The following is a 24121-nucleotide window of genomic DNA, read 5'->3' as shown; positions in this document are numbered from 1 at the left end:
GGCCCGAGGCGTGGCAGCTCCCGTGGCGGGAGCGCTCCCCATTTCAACTTCATGTTGCGGCTTAGAGCCTCAGGAAAACCTTGCGGCGATAAAGCACCCGCACAAACCAAAAGGCAAGAAATAGCCCAACAACTGAAATCATCAAGTCTCCCATCCCTTTCGCGAGATGCGCGTCTAACAAGGACCTTACATCGCCTCCAGTCAACCGCTCTGCCAGCCTGCGGAAGCCGCCCAGCATATTGCTGGCAAGATAAACTGTAATCGAGTTCATTCCCATCCAAACAAAGGGCTGACACCAGCCACGCGCCCGCCAGACATCCACCGCCAGATAGAATAAGCCAAGCAGTACCGCGCTATAGCCGCCCGCAACCAGCACGTAGGAAGAAGTCCAAATCTTTTTAATCACGGGGAATTGCAGACCCCACAGCCATCCCAAAGCCGCGCTCGCAATGCCAAAGCCGAGCAGTAACAGGACCTTGCGATTATCCGAGACGTTCTGACTTCTTAGAAGCAATCCGCCAAACATACCCAGCAGGCAGGTCCCTATCGCCGGGATCGTGCTCAGCAGACCCTCTGGATCGAAGAACGTGTCGTACTTGCGCCCTGGGAGGTACTGGAAATCAATATGGTCCGACAGGTCCAAACCCTTGTCGAACTTCCCTGTGACCCGCCGGGTTGTGCCATAAAACATCTTTTCGGCCGCAGCATAGGCTGGACTGTTCTTCACCGCTGACGGGTTGGTGTCTTCAAGGAACAGCGCCGCGGTATTGGTATGACCTGCGCGTTCTGCCAGGTTTGCCAGGTTCTCTTTTGTGAGTTGAATATCGCGAATCGGCACGAAGGTCATCAGCGCCCAGTAACCCAACAGCAGCCCGGCGCAGATGCCCGCCAGCACGCGCGGTTTAAAAAAGCAAAACAGCAAGCCTGCAAAGAAATACGCCAGCGCAATTCGGTTGAGCACACCCATTAAGCGCATGTCCGGCCAAGGCCGTGAAAATCCGCCTGAGTAGAATAATCCAATCAGAAACAGCAGAATACCACGGCGAAAGACCCGCTTGAGCGCCTCGGCGCTCCCGGCCCGTTCGATAATGTTAGTGAGAGAAAAAACAAGTGAGACGCCGGCAATGAAAACGAACAGCGGAAAGATTAGGTCGTAAAAATGGAATCCGCGCCATTCCGCATGTTCCAGTTGGCCCGCCAGAAAAGCGGCTGGTTTGCTGCCGGTCATCCGGTTCAGCGCATAGACCAGCGAGTCGGCGCCAATAATCCAAAACATGTCAAAGCCGCGCAGCGCATCGACTGACATCAAGCGCTCCCGCTTCGGCGCGCCTTCGGCGGGCTTTTCCGAGGCAGGCTGGATTTGAGCAACTGTGGTCATAAGGGGAGGACCAACGGGGCAGCAGAAAGCCCTGCATCCCGGCTCACGCTGAATGCCCAGCCCTGAGAGCAGGTCGGCTCGCCTTACAAGGCGCTTCTGCCCGCAGCTTTTGCTCTGCGCCAGCGCGCCCTGGCCATTGCGGCAAGTCTTGCCCTAACCGCTGGGCTCATTCTTCTTTTGGCCTTCCGGGCCGGTGCTGCTAATCCGCGTTCAGCCCTCAGTTTGGCCCATCTAGCCGTCGCAGCGGCTGCTATCCGCGCGCGGCCGGCAGCGCTCATTCTGCGCTTTTTCGGAGCCGCAGTGATAGCTGTCGTCCCATCGTGTGTTGGAGCGCCAAGAATTTCGCTGAGCTGGGTTCGGAGCGATTCAATGCGCTCTTGAAGGTCCGCTGCCCGGCGAAGTTGTTGTGCCGATAAGTTCATGATTGATTCCATAAGTCCTTAGCATGTGGCTGGACGCGCGGAGAAGTCAAGTGCGCTCGGCGGGGCGCAGCAATTCTCATTTTGGAGCCGCCGCCGCATAAAATGCGAATTGCGGGAGGTGCGAATGAATCCTGCACCGTGTTTTGCTGTGGGCGAGTTTGGCGTCCGCTCAAGGATAGCCAAGAAGTCTTGAAAAAGCCTCTTCCTGGCAGGGAAGGTGCACCGTGAGCGCAACAGTTCTACGCGAAAAACGGCAGACCACCTTGCCTCTTGAAGTGGTTGAGGCAGCGGGACTCAAGCCAAATGACCAGGTGGACTGGCGGTTTCAGGACGGGGAGATACGAGGACGGAAGCTCGAGCCGGTCAAGCCCGCTCCGATCCTCAAGCCGCTACGGCTAAAGGGCCGACTGAGGCCGCCTCCGGGCTTCAAGCCATCCCCCCAGACGGTTGCGGCCGCTATCCGGGCCGACCGGGACGCCAGATGAGGCGTTACTGGGACAGCTCTGCATTGCTGGACTAGTGAGACTTCCATACGCCCCCACCGTTTTAGACCTCTGCCCGTAATATCGCCAGCGGAGGATGATTCAATATACCGCGGCTGACGAGCAAACCCGTAGTGACTGTGATTGCCGGGACGAGCACCAGCGCAATTGCCAGCGGCAATACCGCTATGGCAAAGGGCGTTTTGAAAACAAACAGGGCCAGCGCCCACGCGGCCAGAACGGCCAGCAGAATGCCGGTCAGGGCTGCCAACAAACCGAGCGACAGATACTCCACCAGCAGAATGTTTAAAATCTGCCTTCGCGGGGCGCCGAGCGTGCGCAGCAGCACGCTTTCCTGAATGCGCTGGTAGCGGCCAGTAACCAAGGCGCTGACAAGCACCAGCAAACCGGTCAGCACGGTGAACATTGCCATGAACCGCACCACAAATGAAATCTTCCCCAGAATGGAATCGATGGTCCGCAGCACCAGCGTCAAATCAATGATCGACACATTTGGAAATGCCTTCACCACTTCGCGCTGCATTTTGGCGGAGGCATCGCTCGAGGGAACGCGCGTGACGAGCACATGCATGGCCGGCGCGTCTTCAAGGGCGCCACGCGGAAAGACTACGAAGAAGTTTGGCTGAATGCGCCGCCATTCCACCGTGCGCAAACTGGCGACTCGAGTAGTGACCGGGACGCCTTGCACGTCGAACTCCAGTTCGTCCCCCAGCCCGACGCCGAGGTCCTTGGCAATGCCGTCCGCCAGCGAAACCGGGATGATGGGCGTGCCATTCATCACGCTGGGAATAAATCTCCCGGCGATGATCCTTTCGCCGTCGCGCAAGTGATCGCTGCTGGTGCTGCGATATTCGCGGCGAAATGCCCAACGATTCCGCTCTCGATGTTTGTCCCCCATGATGGATTGAATGGACTGTCCGTTGATCGCGCTCAGGCGCATTGTGATGATGGGCAGTTCATCCAAAACCGGCAGATTCAGCGAGTGGACCATGCGCATCACCGCTTCCTTCTGGGACGGCTGGATGTCGAACAAAACGGCGTTGGGCTGTAGCTTTCCGGTGGAAGAAACCAACTGTGCCAGCACGTTTCGTTGAACCAGGTACAGGCTCACCAGCAGGAACGTTCCCAGGCCAAGCGAAAGCAATAGCAGCAGCGTGCGGTTGTTTGGGCGGTGCAAATTGGCAATACCTTGCCGCACGGAAAACGGTAGCGCGCCAGGGACGAACCTTCGCGCCCCAAAAATTAGAACCCTTGCCACAACCGTCAGAGCCAGGAACGCCCCCCCAAGACCGGCGGCGAATCCAAGTCCGATGCGCCAATTGCGGGTTTGCGAAAGGGCAAAGGCAATAATGGCTGCTGCCAGACAGGCGCCCGCCAACCATTGCAACAGGTCTGGTCGCGGACGCTGTGGTTCGAATGAAACTCGGATTGCCGCAAGCGGTGAGACGCGCCGCACACTCAGAAGCGGTAGCAGGGCAAAAATGACGCAGATGCCGAATCCCACGGCCATGGCGCGCCCGACGGCAAGCCATGACGTATGAAACTGGAAGGCAAATGGGATGAAGTCCGCCAGCACTCTGGGCAGCAAGGCTTGAATAGAAATGCCAAGCCCCGCGCCCGCCACCGCCCCGAAAGCGCCCAACGCCATGCCTTGCGCGAGATAAATCGCAAACGTCTGCGCGATAGACCCGCCCAGGCAGCGCAGGACCGCCACCGTGCCGAGCTTTTGCCTGACGTGCGCATGTATCGCACTGGCGACGCCTACCCCTCCAAGCAGCAGCGCCACAAATCCAACGAGATTTAGAAAATGATAGAGGTTGTCCATCGCCCGGCCCAATTGGCGCTTGCGTTCCTCGACCGTATCAGGCCGGAGACGAAGCCTTTCGAGCTGCGGGCGGATTTGGCTCACCAGTTCAGACACATCGGTGGCAGGAGGAAGTTTGAAATAGAGCCGATACTGCGCCAGACTGCCTTCGCGCAGCAACCCGGTCTTCGGCAGGTCATCCATCGAAAAATACACCCGTGGCGCGATGGCTGAGAGCGCAACAGCTTCTCCGGGGATTTTTTCCAGCCTGCCAACGACATGGGAAACAAGGTTCCCAATACGCAATTCATCGCCGAGGTGAGCGTCGAATTGGGTCAACAGGGTTTGTTCAACCAGCGCGCCTCTGTTTCGCTGGCGGAATGCCATGGCCGCTTCCGGAGGTTCCGCCTCGAATTGCCCATAAAATGGAAAACCGCCTCTTAACGCGCACGCCTCCACCAGGCGCGTCCCGCCGGTGCGCGGAAAATAAATCATCGTAGTGAATGAAATCTCGCGTGATTGTTCTCCGGCGATCTTTTGGAATAACTCGTCGTCCTCCTGGGTGAATGGGTCGCGCGAACTGATCACAAGGTCGGCCCCGAGCAGCGTTTTGGCCTGCTCTTCGATGGCGCGGTTGAGGTTGACTCCCAGCGACCCAATGGCCGCCAGGGCCGCGATGCCCAGAATGATCGAGCAGGAAAAAAGCAGGAGCTTTTTGCGGCTGGTCCGGCTGTCGCGCCAGGCCATCTGCCAGGTCCAGCGCGAAAACAAGTGGCTGAAGAGATTGCGTGAGGAGGTATTCAAATCAGTCTCCGTTCACCATCACACCGCCCTTGAGCCGAATAACCCGCTGGGCCCGTTTGGCCAGTTCGAGATCATGCGTCACGAGCACCAGCGCTGTGCCCGAACCGGTATTGAGCGCAAATAAATTCTCGATCACGAGCTTTCCGGTTTCGGCATCGAGATTGCCCGTTGGTTCGTCGGCAAACAGAATCTTGGGGCGGTTGATGAATGCGCGCGCCAATGCCACCCGTTGTTGTTCCCCGCCGGAAAGTTGCGCCGGATAATGGCCAAGCCGTTCGCCCAGACCCACGCGCTTGAGCAGGTCCACCGCCTGGGCGCCCACGTGGCTGCCCCCGCGCAATTCCAGGGGCACCATCACGTTTTCGAGCGCCGTTAGCGTCGGAATAAGCTGAAAGGTTTGAAAAACAAACCCGACAAGTTCGTTGCGCACGCGGGCGCGCCCATCTTCATCCAGCGCCGCAAGGCGAATGCCATCCAATTCCACCCTGCCCGAAGTGGGCTGGTCGAGACCGGCGCACAGGCCGATAAGGGTGGTTTTGCCGCTGCCCGAAGGACCGAGGATGGCGCACGACGAGCCCTCGCCGAGGGAAAAGCTAATGCCCTTCAGGACTGTGAGCGTGCGTCCCCCGCTGGGATAGCTCTTGGTCAGCCCGGACACCTCAAGAATCGGTTTTGGATTCACTGTCTCCTCAATACATTAGCCCTTTGGCGCGTCAAATAGCATTGTGTATCCTGACTCGTCTGCTGGTTGAAACGTATTTCCAGAAACGCGCCCCTTTTGGCGTCACGACTTCATCCCGCATTCCTTGCGTTCCTTGCGCTCTTTTGCGGCTAATAATGTCCTCTCTGTGTTCCTTCGCGGGCAATTTCCGTATTCCGCGGTTCAAAAAAATAAGGGTCCGGCGCTAATACTTTTTCTTCATCTTGATTTTGGCTTTTATCAACCGTACATCGACTGACATGCGAGCATTAATGACGCGGCGGTTCGGGCCAATGCTTTTTTGGGCAGCGCTGTTGGCCGCATCTCCGCCGCCTTCCACCCCGGCTTGGGGCGGCATTCCTCAAAATCTGCCCGAACACAAAACAATCGTTGTGCTCGGCGACAGTCTTGCCGCCGGGCTTGGAGTGGACCCTTCGCAAGCCTTTCCCGCGCTGTTGCAGGACAAAATTGACGCCGCGGGTTGGAACGATACCGTTATTAACGCCGGCGTCAGCGGCGACACCACCGCCGATGGCCTGAGCCGAATCAACTGGCTGCTCAAACGAAAAATAGACGTGCTCATCCTCGAACTGGGCGGCAACGACGGCTTGCGCGGTATTCCGGTTTCGTCAACAAAAACCAATCTGCAATCCATTATCGACCGATTGAAGGAAAAATATCCGCAAGCCAAAGTCATCCTGGCCGGATTGCAGGCCCCGCCCAACATGGGCCAGGACTACACGACGCCGTTCAGGAATATATTCCCGGAACTCGCCAAAGAGAATGGCGCCGCTTTGATACCGTTCTTGCTGCAAGGCGTGGGCGGCAAGCCCGCCTTGAACCAGCCGGACCATATCCATCCCACGGTCGAAGGCCACAAGATCGTTGCCGAGAACGTTTGGAAAGTGCTCAAGCCGGTCCTGCTGAGGGACACGAACTGACAACACAGGATCGGATAGCGGCCGCTGACATTCGATTTGTCTCTGAGCAAACCGGCTGAAACCCGTTGATATTTAGACACCGCTCTGGCATTCTCAGGGTGAATGAATACGGAACACCTTGAAAACCCCAATAAAGCTGAGGCGAAAGTCGCCATATCATACGTTCGGTTCAGTAGCAGAAAACAGCGGTTTGGCAAGTCGGTTGAACGCCAGCTTGATGAAACACGGGCATTCTGCCAGGAGCACAAGTTGAACCTGGACGAAAGCCGCTCAATAATGGACCCGGGCCTGTCCGCATTCCGTGGAGCCAACACGGCGCAAGGCAATCTTGGAACGTTCATAAGGGCAGTCAAGGCTGGAAGGATTGAAGTCCCGATTGTGCTTTGCGTGGAAGCCCTTGACCGCATCACCAGACAAGAGACAACCGAAGCCGTGCATTTGCTTACAGAACTTCTGTTGCTCGGGGTGGAAATCGGACTGGTGTCGGATGACAAAATCCTTACTCACGCTGCCGTCAAGAATAGCCCCGTTGAACTGATTGTTGCGACTACCTACTTGATACGGGGATATGACGAAAGCCGAATGAAGTTCAGACGCACCAGCGATGCTGTAAAGCGAATGATTGCAACCGTGAAGCAAGGCAAGCCGTGTCAACTTGGTGGATACCTCCCGCCCTGGTACAGGTTCGACAAAGAAAAGAACCGTTTCGTTCGGGATGACGCTAAAGCTGCAATTGTCAAGAGGGTTTTTGATGCTTATCTGAACGGCAAGGGCACTACTGCCATTGTAAAGGACTTGGTAGGGTATAAAGTCCCAAAGTGGAATGACACTAAAGACAGACACGCCCCTTGGCGTGCTGGCGGTGTTCGCTCAATGCTCCGCAACAAACAAGTCATAGGCACGTTGACCCTTGGCGGGGTTGAATATCCGAACTATCTAAAGCCCATTGTCCCCGAAGCCGACTTCAACAAAGTTCAAATGATGCTGGACAAGAACACCACCAGGCACGGCAAGCACGATGCACGGATAAACAACCTGTTCAATGGGCATATCTTCTGCAAATCGTGCCGCAAGCCGTTAGGTGTCCACAAGTCAAGTTCAGCGAACTACTACCATTGCTTCAACGCTCGTGATTACGGGTGCCAGGACAAAAAGTATGTGAAAGCCGATGACGTAGAGCAATGGGTGTTCGGGGTGTTGTTGAAGAAAGCCCCGAGCATCCTGCGTGCGGAAAAGGATACAAAGACAGCCCGAGAGATAGACCGCTTGGAAACGGAACTGGCGTCCATCCGAAAAAAGCGAAAGAACACCCTCATATTGCTGGAGGATGACACAACTAACACGGATGACTTGAAGCCCATACTTGCCGACTTGAAGACACGGGAGAGAGATACGGAAAAGGCTTTGCGGGAAGCCAGAGTAAAGCACTCCGAACGGAAGACAGCCCCGAAGAACTTGGCTGTCTTTCTTCAACTTATCGCAAGGGACTTGAGAGACCAGACCATACGCCAGCAAATCAAGGCATTGGTCCCCACTTTCTTGAAGCGGGTTGAAATCGAGTTGGAAACCGATACGGTTAGGGTTCAACTCCTGAATGGCGCTTGGCTCGGCGACTATATGACCGATGAACAGGCGGAGGAAGCAGGTCTGTAACCCAGTTTGCCTATCTTCCCCACTACCCTGGGCGGCTGGGAGTGTGTCTGAACAATCGAAGGTCACCTTCCCGCTCGGGGTGCCCATAGCCGTTTAACAGGCGGGGCCAGATTCTCATAGGCGGCGACATTTGCATACGTATGGGGAGCAACCGTGGCAGTTCGATAGCCCCATTCCGAGTCGGCTCGGCAACCAGCCGAAAATATTTCTGCATCCTTCGGCGGCGGCGTTGTATTTATTCCTGTAGCCAAGGAACACTCTCACGCAATTGGAGTTACGGCTGACGGCATCACCCGCTGCGAGTTCGAGCGGTGGAATCCAGAAGAGGGGCCATCCGTGAGCGGGTCAACTCGGGCCTTGCGGCGGCGAAAGCCAAGGGCGTGACGCTGGGCCGACCCGCTACCCTTCAGCGTCGGCGCGCCGACGTATTGGAACTACGGGAGCAAGGCAAGGGCATCCGTGAAATCTCTCGGGAGTTAAGAATGCCCGTCTCCAGCGTATTCAAGTTGCTCAAGGCGAAGGCCGTGGTAAAAAGGATACGGAAATGAAGACCGAGATAATCAGAGACGCCAGCGGCAAGACGATTGCCTATCAGCAGCAGGTAAACGACTATCGAGAGACCATCACGGACCCCTCAGGTTCGTTGTTGGGCTGGTACGCCCCCCCCGAAGAACGCACACACGCAGCGGCAGGGTCATCAGCAACAGCGGGGACGTTCGGGCCTCCCTGATTCCGAGAGGCGAGAAATGAGCCAGCCATCTTCGTTCTGGTCTCGGTCCTACACGGTGACCTGCCTGTTGGGTTTTCTGCTGTCGCCTGTCGGGGCATGGGGCCAAGCCACGGTTAACAAGTCGCTTTCGCCCGGTGGCACGAACGGCGTTGAACCTTGGCCAACTTTGGTGGCGGATTACGTCCCATCTCTGCACGGTCAGCCTTGGCCTTCCCTGCCGACTGTTCGCTACGTCGAGATAGACACCAACTTGAACATTTGGGGCCATCCCGCATTCCCAAAGAAATTCCCCACAATGCAGGAAGTCCATGACCCAGATGCAGATTTTGCTACCGTGGTCGTGCGGTTACCGAACGGCGAGGTTTACAAAACTTACAACGATTTTGTTCTTGGCCCTTACTTGGCTGCGGTGTATTCGGGCGATTTCAACGGTGATGGCGTCCCAGACTTCTTTGCGATAAAGCCGACAACAGCCTGCGGCATTGGTGGAGAGCAGGCTCTAGGCGTGTTCGCCTTCTCAGAAGGAACAAACGGGTATCGGTTTACGAGAGTTCATGGTTGGGGGTTGGGGCGTCATTCTTTGGTGATAGACCCGACCACCAAAACATTCCGATTCATGCACACGACGTTTTGTCCTGCGAAGGGTAAAGAGGGTCGCTATCACGCGTTTTGGGTGCATCGGTTTTTTGAGTGGGAAAATGGTTCGATGCGTTTGGATGAGCATCATCCTCCTATCTGGGTTCAATACTTGTTTCGACCTAACCATGAGCCCACGAAGCTCCTGACAGAGCAGATGAAGGCAAAGGCATGGGCGGCGGAGCGGGACAGGCTTGATTATATCGAATGGTAGCCCCTCCGTGGAGACTGGCATCCGAGGGGCAGCCACGCTCTGGTTAAGCCGATGTTGTGACCAGGAGCCAGACAATGGCATGACAGCCGACCTTGCGGTGTTCTTCCGCTGTTGATTTGTTCGATGGCTCCCGAGCGGTGTCTAATGGACAACTGGAAGGCTCCGATCCGCTGCACCTCCGATTGGGGGGTGTCATGTTGCTCCTGCCGCGGGCCGGCCGGCGAAGAACCTGGCGAGTGATAGGCTCGATTCAACCTTGACCATCCGGGTTGACTTCGTAGGCTGGGCACGTGAATCAGAACGCTCCCTTCCAGGATATTCCTCCCGTTCCGCCGCAATATAAAGATCGCCACACCGGTCTTGTAGTCTTTGGCATCCTCGAAATCGTGCTGGGAGCCCTGTGCTTGCTGATGGTCGGTTTTATGGTTCTCGGACAATTGATGCTTTCTCGAACATCGGGCGCGCTCAACAGCAGAATACTGCTTCCCGGCATACTTGTTTACGTAGGGATGGCTGCCGTCTTTGTGTGGCTCGGCGTTGGCTCCATCCAATGCCGCCGCTGGGCGCGGGCACTGCTGCTGATACTTGCCTGGGGCTGGTTATGCGTCGGTGTGATAGCCGTTCCGTTGATGGCCTTTCTCATGCCCCGCATCCTCCGTGCCTCAGCCGCCACTGGCCCTGCATTGCCCCCTGTAGCGCTCGTCGTCATTGTCGTTGTCCAGATGGTGTTCCTCACGGTGTTCATGTTGGCGCTGCCAGGGGTACTCGTATTCTTTTACCAAAGTTGCCACGTGAAGGCCACGTGCGAGGCGCGCGATCCGTTGCGCCGCTGGACCGATGCCTGCCCGCTGCCTGTGCTGGGGGTTGCGTGCTTTCTGTGGCTGGGTTCTGTCTCAATGCTGTTGTTCCCGTTAGCCTACGGCGGTGTGCTGCCGGTTTTCGGAACAATCGTTTCACGTCTGCCGGGAACACTGCTAGCACTCGTCCTGGCGGGCCTTTGGTTTTGGCTTGGCCTGCTGTGGTATCGGCTCAAAATCGCCGGATTGTGGGCGCTGGTGGCCGTTCTGATCGTCTTCGGCCTCTCAAATGTTATTTCCTTCCTGCACCTGGACATCCTGGAGCTGTATCGAAGGATGGGCTACCCCGAGGCGCAAATTGACCTTATCCGCCGCCAGGGATGGATTTCGAGCAAGTTCATGTTGTGGAACTCTGTGCTTTGGATGCTCCCGGTTCTGGGTTATCTGTTTTGGGTCAAACGCTTCTTCCGCCCTGTGTCGCAGGTTGAAAGTGGCCAAGGGCATTGAAGGAAGCCATGCAGGACAGTCGTGCCTGGCGCCGTAGGTGACCCTGTGTCTCTGGCGAAGTCGAGGAGGATTTACTTTTGCCGTCAAGAGAATCTTCACGGATGACAGTATGGCGGGGTTGTGTTGCGGAAGTAAACCAGTTTTCGGGACCATTCCGTGCGGGCGCAGTTCGTTGCGCTAAGCGTCGGGGTCAAACCGTAGGTCGTTCCAGACGCATCACCCAATTGAACAAAGTCTCGCGTTCGTCAACGAGTGAGATTATCTGCAATGCCCCATGGACGCCACTGACTGAGCCCAATCTGACGACGGATGCCTAGCATCTCCCGCGCGAACGCTCCAACCCGAGCTCAGCAACAAATCCCGTTTGCACGGCCATCTTTTTCAGCGCAGTCAACGCCAGGTTCCACACCATCGAATCGCAGACGTAGATTTATCCGCCCTCCCGTCAGCAGGTTCGGATTCTCGTGTCTCTGGTCTGTGGCCTCTGTGGCCCTGCGCCGATTGCTTTTCCCAGTACACTGGTTTAGCCTGCTCCATCAATGCGTAACCGCGCTTCTGCTCACGCCCTCCATTGGATTTCCCGGCAGGACACGATGCCCTCGAATGAACCGCAACTCGCTCCAGAAGCTTGGCGCCTGGCTCGGGCGGCATCGACTGCTGTTGGCGGTGGTGCTGATCACCCTGCTGGTGCCCTTGTTTACAACGATGGAGCACGTGCGTTAAAGCGCTTTGCGCTCCGCCACGGTGGACCGCCCCAGTCGCTCGATGCTCTCGCGCCTGAATTCCTTCGCTCCATCCCGGTGGACTACATGGATGGCAAGCCAATCAAGTTTCGTCCGCTCCCCACAGGCGGTTTTGTGCTCTATTCAGTGGGTGAAGACGGCAAGGACGATGGTGGCGATGCCAGCTTGCGTCCGGGCAAAACCAACTCACGAATGATTTGGGACCGCAACGATGCGGTTTGGCCCGCCCCGGCTACGGCCAAGGAGCTGCAGGCTTATCGCGCCGAATCCACAAAGTGACCTTTGCGGCGAACGGGCGCCTTGAACGAGTGTCGAGTCGATAGGTGGGACGATGCTTATCCTCTGACCGAGCCTCTGCTGCCTCTGCTCCCGGCGGTTGAATTAATCGATGGTCTAGATCGCGGGCACCATGCATCAGCCGGATTGCCTGCCGGCAGCCTAAACCTTAAGGCCTGACCGCGCAAGGACCTGCGGTGTTGGCGGTGTTGGCCTCTGCCTCTGTATTTTGGGCCCCGCTTGCGGCTCTTTTCCAAACCTCTGTATCTGCGCGCCTCTGTGGTTTGATACCACCTCGAATTCGACGAGAGATATCTCTGGGACTGAAATCGCCCGGATGAATCGCGCTTTCAGCGCTCGGGGATATCTTGTAACGCCTTGGAACGTCTTGTAACGCCTTTGTAACGCCCTTGTAACGGTTTGATCTTCATAATGCCTCGGTTTTATGCGGGTTGTAACGGTGTAACGCCCTGTAGCACCTAAACACTCCCCCCTCCCCTCTCCCTTCCCTGGCTATCCACTTTTTGGACACTCTCAGCCTTCCTGTAGCCAGACGTCACCTGTTGTCACCAATGGTCACCAATGGTCACCACAAATCGCCTCCCCTCTCTCGCCGACCCGAACCGGGTGCCCCCGAAAAAAAATCCATTCTCGACCTGCCTCCTTTGCAGGCCGGATGCCCTCACGCAGCGAAAACTCCTGCTCCCAGGATAGCCACAAATGCCAGAAGCTGAAGCTTAGCTGCGGTTCCGCTGTTGAGAGTTTGATCCGAAACGGCTGCAGGCCTGGCTTCAAAAGGAAGCCTGGCGGCCTTCAATCGCTTCACCGCTGCCCTAACAGTTCCCAGGCAGCATGAGCCCTGTGGATTGCGCACTTCGCAAGCGCAGTCCCCTGCCCTGACTCTCGACGCGATGCGTTGCGCGATATCGCAATCGCCGGTTGCATCGATTTCCTCAATCACCATCGCTTCGGTAAAGCCAAAACAATAGCAGAGCATAACGGGGTCCTCCGTCTCCTTGAGCCCAACCCGCACCCGCAAGTCGCCTTTACTGAATCGTTCGCCATCCGGATGGAAGTAAACCGTTCCACAGTTTGGTGAAGGGCAGAAGAGGAAGCCGGGCCTACTGGCAACGTCGAGAAAGCTCGGTTTCACGATGTGCTTGAGAGTGATTGTTGCGACTCGGGTCCCCAGGTCGCTGCATTCAGGGCATTTGCCGGCCCTGCTGGCTGCCGGGGTCTCTGGATTATTTATGCAGCAATTCGACATAAACCCATACAGACCCATCAAGGCTCGTCCCTATTCGGGCGAAAGCCCTTCAAAGCCTCCTGCAATTGACTCACCTCTTGTTCATTGAGGTACTGCCGGCATATCTTCAGGATTTCTTTCTCAGTCGAATCCCGGTCCGGCAACCCACCCGTCAGCCGGCGTGTGAGAATCTCGGTGAATTGCTGCTGCATGGCTTTGCTGTTTGGACCGGTTAACGTGACCACGGTGCGAATCTTTCGAATCAATCTGCCCGCCATAATTCCGGCTTCTTCCTCGCTAAGGCGGTCCACGCCGGCGCCGCGATACCAGGCATTTCCGGACTGAAAATCTTTGAGTGCCTGTTTTTCAGCATCCCCGGTAAGTTTCTTCGCCGTCATCTCTTTTTGCTCAAGAATCGCCTTGAGCGTTTTGGCCCGCTCTCGGGCTTTCGATTGCTCGTTCCAGACAACAGCCAAAATGGTTCCCGCGCGGTTTAGCCATGCTTCCGACACGACACCGCTGTGCTCGAGGCTGAGCAGGAGCGGCTTGGAGGCGCTGCCGCAGCCAATTTGTGGCGCTGCAGGACACACCAGAGGCACCTCGTAAAAGCTAACCCGATCGGGGTTGAGCATTCCTCTTTCATGTTCGGAGCTTGTGGCTGGGGCGGAACTTTGGGCTATGTCCGCGCAGAGGGCTGTCTGAAAGCAAGCGAGATAAGTTGATGCGGCAACGAGCACCGCACGCATGACGGCTGTTCGATATTTGTCTTTCATTTTATTACGGGGTTGTGGGCTCAGCTTTGAACCCGGTTTCATCGATTAGGTTCATTATATTCCTGGCGGTAACTTCGGCGGGATTATAGCGCACCACGGCTGCCTTGGTGCGGAATGTCACGATTGCGTTCTGAATGCCCGTTTGGCGCAGTTTGTTTTGAATCAGTATCGCACAGGCATCGCAGTCCATCAATGGGACTCTGACGCGAAGGGTGGCGAGTTGCGAAACGGGCATTCCGGAAGAAATTTGCGTTCGAGATTCAAGGTGCTGGGCAACGGCTCCGAACCAGTTCGGAAAAGTCGCAGTAGCAAGAACGAACACCGTTGTGAACCAAAGAATGATCCTGGTCCATTTCACGGTTGGTTTTATCGCGCAGCGCCAGCTTTCACAAGCTGCATTCGTTGGCTTGCGGTAGGTCTGATACCAGGCGAGAGCGAGCAGTGCGAACGTGACTCCCAGAAAGGCCGGCCGCCACTTCGTCAAGAACGACGCGCCCGCAAATCCTGCCCACCCGAACGCCAACGTCGCCAGTGGCCCAAGGCAGCAAAGGGATGCGGCTACTGCGGAAACCGCGCTGCCTCCCACGAGAACGCCTTGTCTCTTCGCTTTTTTTGACACTAGAACCTGCCTTCCAAATGTTTCAGCATCGGACACTCGATTCCGTTGGAGCGCGCGTCGCATTCCCGGGCGAGCTTCGCCAGCGCTCGGCTCATCCGGCGCAACGAACGGATGCGCGCCTTAATATCAGTGATTTTCGCGTGCGCCCGGGAACGGACCTCTGCACAGGACGTTCTGCGATTCGTCCGCAATGCTAACAGGTCCCTGATCTCATTAAGCGTGAAACCAAGCTGCTGCGCGCGGCGAATAAACCGTATTCGGACGACTCCCTCATCGGGATACAGGCGATAATTCGACGCCGTGCGCGCTGCTTTTGGCAACAAGCCTGCGCGCTCGTAAAAACGCAGCGTAGGAACGCCGACCTCGGCAAGCCGCGCCAGACGGCCAATCGTCAATAAATCCACGTTCGATGGCTGACTTTGCATCTTAAAAGGATGCTAAACCCTGCACCTAAGTGCAGGGTCAAGCCCAGAAGCAGAGAAATTGCAGGGCCGCTTTACCATAAGCCGAGGCTGCCTTTTCGCCACCTTCGATGTCCCCGGCGCCTGCTTTAGAGTTTGCTTCCTGGCTGGCCGGTGGGCATAATGGGGACATGTCGCGAAGGCCTCCATCACGGACGGCAGCCAATTGCGTGGTGGCACAAAAGCTGGAGGCAATAGAGCCTCGAAGTTGCTAATCTATGCAAGAGATTCAAAAAACGGTGTTCACTTTCCTGGCGGTTTACGGCATTCAGATCATCGGCGCCCTGATCATCCTGACGGCAGGGGTGCTGGTGGCGCGATGGGTTGGCAGGGCTGTTGACGGGTGGCTGATCAAAAAGCAAATCGAACCGCCGATCCGGATGCTGACCGTGCGGGTGGTCCGGTTGCTCGTCTTTGGCCTCGCTGTGGTTCTGGCCCTGGATAAATGCGGCGTCCCCATTGCGCCGATGGTTGCCGGCATAGGGGTAGCGGGAGTAGGCATCGGTTTGGCCACGCAACACGTCCTGTCGAATCTGGTGGCGGGCCTGACGATCATTTTCACCAAGCCATTCCGGGTGGGTGAATACGTGGAGTTGCTTGATGTCAATGGCCAGGTGGTCAGCGTGCAACTTTTTAGCACCACACTCATCCATGCCGACCAATCGCGCGTGGTGATTCCAAACCGCAAGATTGTTGGTGAAATCCTGCACAATTACGGAATGAACCGGCAGTTGGACCTCTCGGTGGGAGTGGCTTATGGCACCGACATCAGTGAAGCCCTGGCCGTCGTGCGGCAAGTCCTGGCGGCCAATCCACGGGTACTCAAACAACCCGCCCCGATAGTCGGTGTGACGCTGCTGGGCGATTCGTCAGTCGATATTGCGGTTAAACCATGGGTGGGATTGGACGATTTTGTGTTCGCCGGGAGCGAAATCTACCAGGCGGTGGTTGAGCAGTTCAGGCTTAAAAATATCGACATGCCCTTCCCACAACGCGAAGTGCGCTTACTCAACGCCGACACCGAAGTGGTGACGGCTTTACCAAGCCGGGCAAAGGGAATCTGACTGAAGATTGCCGCGACGCATCCTGAGGTGTTGTTGGAGGTCTCGTAGTTTGGTCACCACCTATTTGCCAGAGGGACTTACCACGACGACCATGAATGAGCCGGGTTTTGGGCGTGGCCGAGATCGGCCCTCCGTCGCAGGCCCAAACTCGGCCGTGGGAAGATAGAGCGTGTGAGTTGCGGCATCGATGCCCATGGTCCGCGCACCGCGTGGAGTCTGGACAGTTTGGACGAGCTGGAATTTGCCCGGAGCGGTCTCGCGGGCGGCGGCGAGCGTGCCGTCCCCGCAACTGGCAAAGGCGTCACCGTCGAATTTCGTGGCATCGACCCCAGCCCCGATTTCCAGAGCGGCAAGGACCTTGCCATCATCCGCGCCCATGACAACCAGGCGCTGTGGCCGCCGGCAACCGATGAACAAACGGCGATTCACAACGTCCATCGACATGCCGACCGGCGAGCCGCCCGGCAGGGTTGACCATTTATTTAGGACCTTCATCGTCTTGGTGTCCACCACCGCTACCTGGTCTTTATCCACCAGGTTGATGTAGGCCTTCCCCTGTCCATCGGCGGCCAGAAATTCAGGCTTGCCTCCAAGCTCCACCGCCGTGTCGGCCTTGCCCGTTGAGAGGTCCAAATCCGGCGAAATGGGAATCATTACACCGGCATCGCCGCAGACGACCAAGACCTTCCCACTCGCCGGGTCGTAGATAACCCCGTCGGAGTCATCAGCAGTTTTGACCTTTCCCAGCACGGCGTAAGTCTTCAAATCGAAGACAGTGACGGAGGCATCTGCGCCATCGGTGATGAAGCCCCGACCGGCGCTGGGGACGATGGCCACGCCATGGTTGCGTTTTTGTCCGGGGATGTCCGCAACAGTCTTGCCTGTGTTGGCGTCCAGAACCATGGTGTGCGTCGAGCGCGGAACGTAGAGCAGCTTGTGCTCGGAATCCACGGTCAGGTAATCCCACCCGCCCTCGCCCCCCACATGGAAGAGATGGGAAACATGATAAGGGCCCGTGTCGCCCGTTGTGGATACTGCAGACTTGCCCTGAGCCGACGCGCTCATCAGGACTGCCAGTGAGAATGGAAAAACACCCCGCGCTAGTTGGCTTATGCTCATAAAGAAAGAACTCCAATGGATTGAGTTTGGTTGTCCCAGCAGGTTTAAGTCCTGCTGGTAGAAGCAGTGCATACAATGAAATTGAACTGAGATCAAGGCCATTCGCTGTGCCGCCGCAGCGTGAATCCCCCTGAATTCTGCCCGCCTCAAATGGCTGGAGCGGTGCTGGTCACCGCGTTAGAATGTTTCTGAATATGACGACCACCACCCCTCGAACCACTTCTATGAATCGACGCGCCGCTCAAAGCAAGCTCCTGCCAGGTTCCGTTGCACTGGTGACCGGCGGCACTCAGGGCATTGGCGCCGCCACGGCAATTGCGATGGCGCAAGAGGGCGCCGATGTAGCCCTCGTGGGACGCCGGTTAAGTTCTGAGGCCAAAGAGACACACCGGCGCATCGTGGCCCTGGGCCGCAAATGCTTGCTCATCGGCGCGGACGTTGCTGTGGCCCGCGAGGCCGCGAGATGTGTGGAGGAGACGACCCGGGAGCTTGGGCCGGTCGATGTGTTGGTCCACGCAGCCGGCGGGCCGGTCAATGGCGGACTATTAGAATTGACGGTGGAGGCGTGGCATGCCGCCTTCGATGTGCATGTGCACGCCATTTTTCATCTTTGCCGCGCTGCCATTCCAGCCATGAAGCAAAAAGGACGGGGCGTCATCATCCTGATTTCTTCGGCGGCCGGGATTCGCGGGGTCAAGAGCAACGTGGCTTACCAGGCCGTCAAGGGCGCTTTGCCGCAACTGACCCGTGCTTTGGCTTTCGAGTTTGCGGACAATAACATCCGTGTGAATTGCGTAGCGCCTGGCATTATCCGCACGGCCTTTCACGCCACCATGCCGGCGCAGGTCAAACAGAACAACCTGGACAACCGCATCCCGTTGCATCGGGAGGGAACGCCCGAGCAGGTCGCCAGCCTGATCCTTGAATTGGTGACCAACGAATTCATCACGGGCGAAACGGTCTCGGTGGACGGCGGGATGACGATGCGTATCTGCTAGGTGTCGCGGCCAAAGCCATGTCAGCTCCTCAGGCAGAGCCCTCTCGTTTGCGCTGGGTGATGGTGGGTCTGATCTTCCTGGCCACGGTTATCAACTACCTTTGCCGCCAGGCCTATTCAGTCTCTGCCACAACCCTCCAAAAGGTCTTTTCCCTTTCCAATGAAGATTATGGCCTGCTCACCTCCGCCTTTTTCTTCGCATACGCCATCAGCAACGGGGTATCCGGGCCGATTATCGACCGGCTGGGCGCCAAGCGTGGTTACCTCCTCTGCATGTTCCTGTGGAGTTCCGCCGTTGGGCTGATCGGCGCGGCTCAAAATGTCTGGATGCTCGCCGGCTTTCTGATGCTGCTGGGGCTGGGTGAGGCCGGCAACTGGCCCGCCGCCGTTAAGGTGGTGGGGGAATGGTTCCCACCGCGGGAGCGTTCACTCGCCTCAGGGATTTTCAACAGCGGCGCCGGCATCGGCGCCCTGGTCGGCCCCACGGCGGTGGGTTTGCTGCTGATTCACGTGGGCTGGCGTCCCGCATTCGTCATCGTCGGGCTCATCGGCTGCCTGTGGCTGATCGGCTTCGCGGTGATTTACCACACCCCAGAGGCCCTCGTCGCCGAAGTGACCGCATGCCCGCCCTCGCCCTGGCGCTTGCTCAAGACCCGTTTCCTGTTGCTTTTTGCGCTATCGAAAGTGTTCATGGACCCGGTCTGGTATTTCTACGTATTCTGGCTGCCCAAATTCCTGACCGACGTCCACCACTTCAATCTCAAACAGATCGTCTGGCTGGCGCCCATTCCATTCATCATTGCGGATATTGGGAATCTGGCCGGCGGAGGTCTCACACAGCTCTTGATCTCGCGCGGCGTCTCCATTGGGCGCGCTTACAAAACCGGCGCCGCCCTCTTCGGGATGCTCATGGTTTCGGCGATTCCGGCCATCATCACTCATGATCCATATCTATCGATTGCGTTTGTTTCCATCGCGATGTTCGGCTATACCGGCTACGTGGCCAACACGCTAGCCTTTCCGGCAGAGGTCTTCCCAAAAAATGCGCTCGGCTCGATTTGGGGCCTGGCCAGCATGGGCTCGGGTTTGGGCGGCATGCTCTTTCAATGGCTCTCTGGCCGCATGGTGGACCGGTTTGGATATTACCCGGTCTTTATTGGGTATGGCATCCTGCCGGTGTTGGCCGTCGCCATTGTGTTGTTCCTTATCGGGCCGTTGCGCCCGGACCCGCGCTTCCAAACTCGATCAATACCATGCAGTCCCGCCATTACGCACTGAGTCTTGTCTTGGCGGCAGCCTTGGCAGGCCAGCCGGCTCAAGTTCTGAGCCAGCAGAAATCCCTTGCCACCCTACCGGCCCCTCGGCCAACCGCGCCGCGGGTTATAGGGCCGAACCTGTGGGTCCCTTCGACCCAAGCAGTCCCGGTTTACACCCGAGAGCATCCTCCCACCACGCCCAACCTTGAGGAACTGCCCTTGAAGAACAGTGTTTCGCAATACGGCATCACATGGACCTTCGACAAACCCACGCGCGCCGGCCAATTCATCAATGGTGACTGGTATGTGGTTGGTCCGGTAACAATCAAAGTAATCACCCCTGCCCCGCTCTACGGGGCGGAGATTCCCGAAATCGAACTGGACCACATGGACCTCGAGCGCCCGATGGCCCAGCGCGTCCGCAACGGTTTCATGCTCAATCCACCGGCGGCAATGAAAGTCTCTTACGACAGCGGCGTGCGCAACTGGTTCGATCCTTCCCTCATCCAGAGGTTGCCTGTGGCAATGAAGCCCGGCGATTCGCTCGTCTCGACCATCAGCATGCCCAAGGGTCTAGTCCTCAAACCGCAGTTGTGGGAGACCGTCGAGCGCGGTGTGGATGACAGCAGTCCAATCCGGACCGCTGCAGTGCTGAGTTGCGTGGCAGAACCGCTGCCTCCTGACGCCTTCCGCCCCGCCTTTTGCGATCGCCAGGCGAGAATCTATCTGTCTCGCAACTTGAAACGAGACCTCCTCCCTGCCGCTGCCGGCAAGGCCCTGCCGGACCTCGGATTGTATGTCCGGTTCACTCAACGGCCCTGGGTTGGGACGGGCTTCTTCGGCTTCGAGAGTCCGGTGGAAAACATGCCGCAATATGGCCGCGATTACGCCCGGGTCGTCGGGCAGGACGCGCTGCTGCTCTGCACCGACCTCAAGCCGGAAAAGAAGGAAGCGCTCCTGGTAGATTTCGTGCAGGTGGGTATTGACCTGGGCGGCATGATTCGCTCAGGGCACCCCGGTTGGGAAGGATTCGGCGGGCACGGCAGCGGACGCAAACTGCCCATTGTTTTCGCGGGCCTGCTCCTGGGCGACGACCAGTTGGCCCACATCAATAAATCCTTTCCCGCTGCGCATTTTGGCGAAGATGAACAAACCGCCTATGGCGACTCTTGGACAGGGGCCAAGGTGGTCTTCACCGGACATCGGGGCATCGACGAAGCAACCGGAATTGCGCGAGCAGACACGGGGCCTTATGAACACACCCCGCCCTCCACCTGGAAGGAGGGGCGCGAAAAGATGAGTGAATCGTACCGGCGCTGTTGCACCAGCGCTGCCTGGATCGCTGAGGCACTGGCTTTGCGCCTGATGAAGGCCGAGAAGGCCTGGGACCACGATGCCTTCTTCGACTATTGCGACCGCTGGATGTTTGAGGACGAAACCCAGGTCCTCAAGCGGTTGAAAAGGGATGCGGCAATGGACGAACCCGACTGGGCGCAGGAAGGGAAAACCTGGGAAGCTTTTGTCAACGAGATGTGGGCCGCCTACCGCGTGGCGCCCGGTACGCCACCAACCGATGGTTGGAAGAAGCAGCACGACGACAGCTACCTGAAGGCGGCCATTGAGAAGGCGCAGCGCGGGGCGAAGAGCGCCGGCGAGTGAACCGAGTCTGTAAAACTCGATACTCGGCAAGGTCCTGCTCTGGCGTAAATGACAAAACCGTCATCTGCGGTTCATCAAGGATTCATGTCAATCGGGTTTCATTCAGGCGCGCGAACCAAAACGGTTTGCAAACCGAATGAGATCATGAAAATCAAAACCATCGTCTGTTCCACACTGGCCGCCGGGCTGCTGGCGGCCTGCGTGTCAGAAAAACATGAAGGCCACGAAAGCCAGGCCGCCCTTCAGTCTCAAGCAAAAATAACCAAAGCGGATGCGCAGAAAATCGCTTTGGCCCAGGTGCCCAGTGGCACGATCAAGGAAGCCGAGCTCGAACGCGAAAAGGGCAAACTGATCTGGTCCTTTGATATTGCCACCCCCGGCGCGAGCGACATCACCGAAGTGAACGTGGATGCCGTCACGGGCCAGGTCGTGGGCGTGGACAAAGAATCCGCTGCCCAGGAAGCCAAAGAGAAGAAGAAAGAAAAGGACGACGACGAAAAGGAAGAAGGCAAATAGTACTTCCATCTGCGGCAGCGAAGACCAAAGCACCGGCAGCGTCCCGTGCTTTTGGGCTCATTTGACCTTTCCAAAAGAGCTGCTCTTCCCGATGTTTACCGCCAGTGAAAGGGATTTGTCTCAAAATCCGCCGCTGCGGGAGGGTGACCTGATATGCGCATCCTGGTTGTTGAAGACGAAAAGAAGACGGCTTCCTTCGTACGCAAGGCGCTCCAGGCCGAAGGGTTCGCGGTGGATGTGTGCCACAGCGGGGACGAGGCCTTAGCGGCGAGCGCCGCGATACCGTACGACGCCGTTGTGCTGGATATCATGCTGCCGGGACGCGACGGTTTAAGTGTTCTGCGGCAGTGGCGCAGACAACGCTACCCGGCGCCGGTTTTGTTGCTCTCGGCGCGAGGTGAGGTTAATGAACGCGTCGAGGGCCTCGATGCGGGAGCGGACGATTATCTGCCCAAGCCTTTTGCGCTAGTCGAGTTGGCGGCGCGTGTTCGGGCTTTGACTCGGCGTGGCAGCGAAACCAAATCCCCTGTCCTGCGCGTAGGCGACCTGACATTGGATACGGTGACTCACCGAGCGCAACGCGGCGGAACGGAAATCGAATTAACCAGCCGGGAATATCGGTTATTGGAGTTTCTGATGCGCTCGTCGGGCCGGCTGTGCGGGCGAATGATGATCCTTGAGAAGGTCTGGGATTACCACTTCGATCCCGGCACCAATCTGATTGATGTGTATGTCATGCGCCTTCGTGAAAAAATTGACGCAGCTTTTGAGCGCAAACTGATCCATACCGTGCGTGGGACCGGTTACGTCTTGAAGGAACAACAACCCGACAGCCCATGACCATCCGCACACGCATGACGCTTTGGTATGCCGGGGTTCTGCTTCTTTCGGTGCTGGCCATTGCAGCCCTTTCTCTAAAAGAACTGCACGAAGAACGCAACGCTACCGAAGAGCCGAGTGATAGCCTGGATGACGTGGTGGGTTTGGTATCTGGCATCGGAATTCCAGCGATTCTCATAAGCATTGTTGGCGGTTGGTGGTTGATGCGGCGAGCCTTCGCGCCGATTGCTGAGCTGATCCGCGCGGCGGAAGGCGTTCACGCCCGCAACATGGCTCAGCTTCCACGCACTCACAACCATGATGAACTGGACCGTCTGGCCGAGGTTCTCAATGCCATGACCGCCCGTTTGAATGACTCTTTTACGCGAATCCGGGATTTTACGCTTCATGCCTCCCATGAGTTGAAGACCCCGTTAACAGTCCTTTGCGGCGAGACCGAAACCGAGTTGCGTGACGATTCATTGGGTCCGGTTGCCCGCGAACGCGCCATCAGCCGGTTGGATGAGCTGAGCCGCCTGGCACGGATTGTCGATGGGCTGACCCTTCTGGCAAAAGCCGACGCCGGTCTTGTTCCTTTGGTCCTTGTCCCTGTGTCGTTGGCCGATTTGGTTCGAGATTGCTTCGCAGACGCCCAGATGCTCGCCCGAGCCTCTGGATTGTCTGTGGAGCTGCTCGCCTGCGAAGAACTGAGGGTGCGCGGCGAGGCGCACAGGCTCAGGCAGTTGCTGCTGAACCTGGCGGACAATGCCGTCAAACACAATCAACCGGGTGGCTCGATTTGCATGGCCCTGCGACAAGCGGATGACTGGGCCGAGTTTACCATCGCCAACACGGGCCCTGGCATACCCTCTGAATCGCTCCACCGCGTCTTTGATCGATTTTTTCGCGCTGATTTTGCCCATACTGCAGATGCGGAAGGGTGCGGGCTGGGCTTGAGCATCGCACAATGGATCGTTTTAGCGCATCAGGGGACGATTGCCATTGATTCTGCGCCGTCCCAAATGACAACTGTGACCGTTCGCCTTCCGCTGGATGCGCCGAAGGTTTAAGGATTGAGCCTCTGAAATCTTTGCGATCCGGCGAGCGTTCAACTAAAATCGGTTTTGCTCGAAGTATGTCCGGTTTTTAACGGCAGCAGCGCGAAGCGCTATTCATGCAACGCATTTTGAAACTTTTTATCAGGGCGCTCATCGTTAGCGCTGTTTTGGGTGCTGGGTTCTGGTGGTGGCGCTCGCGAAGCAATTCCCAAGTGTCCTTCCACACGGCTGCAGTGAAGCTCGGCAGCATCGAGACTACCATCAACGCCAGCGGCACTGTCGAACCGATGGAAGTAGTGGACGTCGGAGCGCAGGTGGCTGGCCGCATCCAGTCCTTCGGAACCGACACGGAAGGCAAACCGGTTGATTACGGCTCGGTAGTCGAGCAAGGAGCGGTGTTGGCAAAAATAGACGACTCAGTCTATG

24 protein-coding genes are annotated in these 24121 nt (G+C 57.4%); 16 read left to right on the top strand and 8 right to left on the bottom strand.

All coding sequences use genetic code 11. The annotated features are described in order from the left end of the window. Window positions 1-61: 61 nt before the first annotated feature. Window positions 62-1378, bottom strand: coding sequence for a heparan-alpha-glucosaminide N-acetyltransferase domain-containing protein (locus tag VG146_22285; GenBank protein HEV2395089.1), 1317 nt, complete (start codon window positions 1376-1378; stop codon window positions 62-64). Window positions 1379-2024: 646 nt separating this feature from the next. Here VG146_22285 and VG146_22280 point away from each other — a divergent pair. Then, the gene (locus VG146_22280) at window positions 2025-2285 is read left to right on the top strand and encodes an AbrB/MazE/SpoVT family DNA-binding domain-containing protein (protein HEV2395088.1); all 261 of its coding nucleotides are present in this window, start codon (window positions 2025-2027) and stop codon (window positions 2283-2285) included. A gap of 61 nt (window positions 2286-2346) precedes the next feature. Here the strand turns inward: VG146_22280 and VG146_22275 are convergent, their stop codons facing one another. Together VG146_22275 and VG146_22270 are read right to left on the bottom strand one after the other, a co-directional pair. Further along, window positions 2347-4911 (bottom strand): FtsX-like permease family protein, encoded by a 2565-nt coding sequence (locus VG146_22275; protein ID HEV2395087.1) that lies wholly within the window; start codon window positions 4909-4911, stop codon window positions 2347-2349. Window position 4912: 1 nt separating this feature from the next. Further along, window positions 4913-5593 carry an ABC transporter ATP-binding protein gene (locus VG146_22270; GenBank protein HEV2395086.1) on the bottom strand — a complete coding sequence of 227 codons (681 nt, stop codon included), beginning with the start codon at window positions 5591-5593 and terminating at the stop codon, window positions 4913-4915. A 278-nt stretch (window positions 5594-5871) separates the two neighbouring features. On the opposite strand from VG146_22270, the gene VG146_22265 reads away from it, so the two are divergent. The 7 genes from VG146_22265 to VG146_22235 all read left to right on the top strand — a co-directional run bounded on the left by VG146_22265 (window position 5872) and on the right by VG146_22235 (window position 12111). After that, window positions 5872-6552, top strand: a complete 681-nt coding sequence (locus tag VG146_22265) for an arylesterase (GenBank protein HEV2395085.1) — start codon at window positions 5872-5874, stop codon at window positions 6550-6552. A gap of 102 nt (window positions 6553-6654) precedes the next feature. Then, on the top strand, window positions 6655-8205 hold the full coding sequence (locus tag VG146_22260) for a recombinase family protein (protein HEV2395084.1): 1551 nt from the start codon (window positions 6655-6657) through the stop codon (window positions 8203-8205). Between the two features lie 311 nt (window positions 8206-8516). Next, window positions 8517-8753 (top strand): helix-turn-helix domain-containing protein, encoded by a 237-nt coding sequence (locus VG146_22255; protein HEV2395083.1) that lies wholly within the window; start codon window positions 8517-8519, stop codon window positions 8751-8753. Beyond that, window positions 8750-8935 (top strand): hypothetical protein, encoded by a 186-nt coding sequence (locus VG146_22250; protein ID HEV2395082.1) that lies wholly within the window; start codon window positions 8750-8752, stop codon window positions 8933-8935. The genes VG146_22255 and VG146_22250 overlap by 4 nt, the downstream gene beginning before the upstream one ends. A gap of 55 nt (window positions 8936-8990) precedes the next feature. Continuing rightward, complete coding sequence (locus tag VG146_22245; protein HEV2395081.1) at window positions 8991-9785, top strand: hypothetical protein; 795 nt, start codon at window positions 8991-8993, stop codon at window positions 9783-9785. 290 nt (window positions 9786-10075) lie between these two features. Next, on the top strand, window positions 10076-11089 hold the full coding sequence (locus tag VG146_22240; GenBank protein ID HEV2395080.1) for a hypothetical protein: 1014 nt from the start codon (window positions 10076-10078) through the stop codon (window positions 11087-11089). Window positions 11090-11889: 800 nt separating this feature from the next. Beyond that, the gene (locus VG146_22235; GenBank protein ID HEV2395079.1) at window positions 11890-12111 is read left to right on the top strand and encodes a hypothetical protein; all 222 of its coding nucleotides are present in this window, start codon (window positions 11890-11892) and stop codon (window positions 12109-12111) included. A 679-nt stretch (window positions 12112-12790) separates the two neighbouring features. Here VG146_22235 and VG146_22230 read toward each other — a convergent pair. From VG146_22230 to VG146_22215, 4 genes are all read right to left on the bottom strand, one after another. Continuing rightward, complete coding sequence (locus VG146_22230; protein HEV2395078.1) at window positions 12791-13375, bottom strand: hypothetical protein; 585 nt, start codon at window positions 13373-13375, stop codon at window positions 12791-12793. 17 nt (window positions 13376-13392) lie between these two features. After that, window positions 13393-14127, bottom strand: coding sequence for a hypothetical protein (locus VG146_22225; GenBank protein ID HEV2395077.1), 735 nt, complete (start codon window positions 14125-14127; stop codon window positions 13393-13395). A 4-nt stretch (window positions 14128-14131) separates the two neighbouring features. Further along, entirely contained in the window at window positions 14132-14362 is a 231-nt protein-coding gene (locus VG146_22220) for a heavy metal-associated domain-containing protein (GenBank protein HEV2395076.1), read from the bottom strand. Between the two features lie 383 nt (window positions 14363-14745). Next, window positions 14746-15171, bottom strand: a complete 426-nt coding sequence (locus tag VG146_22215; GenBank protein HEV2395075.1) for a MerR family DNA-binding protein — start codon at window positions 15169-15171, stop codon at window positions 14746-14748. A 254-nt stretch (window positions 15172-15425) separates the two neighbouring features. Between VG146_22215 and VG146_22210 the strand changes: the two genes are divergently transcribed. Then, the gene (locus tag VG146_22210) at window positions 15426-16271 is read left to right on the top strand and encodes a mechanosensitive ion channel domain-containing protein (GenBank protein ID HEV2395074.1); all 846 of its coding nucleotides are present in this window, start codon (window positions 15426-15428) and stop codon (window positions 16269-16271) included. Between the two features lie 60 nt (window positions 16272-16331). On the opposite strand, the gene VG146_22205 is transcribed toward VG146_22210, so the two are convergent. Beyond that, window positions 16332-17390 (bottom strand): YncE family protein, encoded by a 1059-nt coding sequence (locus VG146_22205; protein HEV2395073.1) that lies wholly within the window; start codon window positions 17388-17390, stop codon window positions 16332-16334. A gap of 224 nt (window positions 17391-17614) precedes the next feature. On the opposite strand from VG146_22205, the gene VG146_22200 reads away from it, so the two are divergent. The 7 genes from VG146_22200 to VG146_22170 all read left to right on the top strand — a co-directional run. Then, a complete protein-coding gene (locus VG146_22200) occupies window positions 17615-18388 on the top strand; it encodes an SDR family NAD(P)-dependent oxidoreductase (GenBank protein HEV2395072.1) in 774 nt (257 codons plus the stop codon). 17 nt (window positions 18389-18405) lie between these two features. Next, window positions 18406-19665: an MFS transporter gene (locus tag VG146_22195; protein ID HEV2395071.1), complete on the top strand. Its 1260-nt coding sequence runs from the start codon at window positions 18406-18408 to the stop codon at window positions 19663-19665. Continuing rightward, the gene (locus VG146_22190) at window positions 19641-21302 is read left to right on the top strand and encodes a hypothetical protein (protein HEV2395070.1); all 1662 of its coding nucleotides are present in this window, start codon (window positions 19641-19643) and stop codon (window positions 21300-21302) included. Before VG146_22195 ends, VG146_22190 begins: the two co-directional genes overlap by 25 nt. Window positions 21303-21446: 144 nt before the next feature. After that, entirely contained in the window at window positions 21447-21818 is a 372-nt protein-coding gene (locus tag VG146_22185; protein ID HEV2395069.1) for a PepSY domain-containing protein, read from the top strand. 153 nt (window positions 21819-21971) lie between these two features. Continuing rightward, on the top strand, window positions 21972-22658 hold the full coding sequence (locus VG146_22180) for a response regulator transcription factor (protein HEV2395068.1): 687 nt from the start codon (window positions 21972-21974) through the stop codon (window positions 22656-22658). Next, complete coding sequence (locus VG146_22175) at window positions 22655-23707, top strand: ATP-binding protein (protein HEV2395067.1); 1053 nt, start codon at window positions 22655-22657, stop codon at window positions 23705-23707. Before VG146_22180 ends, VG146_22175 begins: the two co-directional genes overlap by 4 nt. Window positions 23708-23823: 116 nt before the next feature. Continuing rightward, window positions 23824-24121, top strand: a 298-nt coding sequence (locus VG146_22170) for an RND transporter (protein HEV2395066.1), incomplete at its 3' end; no start/stop codon positions are given.

It is taken from the genome of Verrucomicrobiia bacterium, assembly GCA_035946615.1.
Taxonomy (GTDB): domain Bacteria; phylum Verrucomicrobiota; class Verrucomicrobiia; order Limisphaerales; family UBA8199; genus DASYZB01.
The sequence above is the reverse complement of the archived record's forward strand: the minus strand, read 5'-3'. Positions and strand labels throughout refer to the sequence as shown.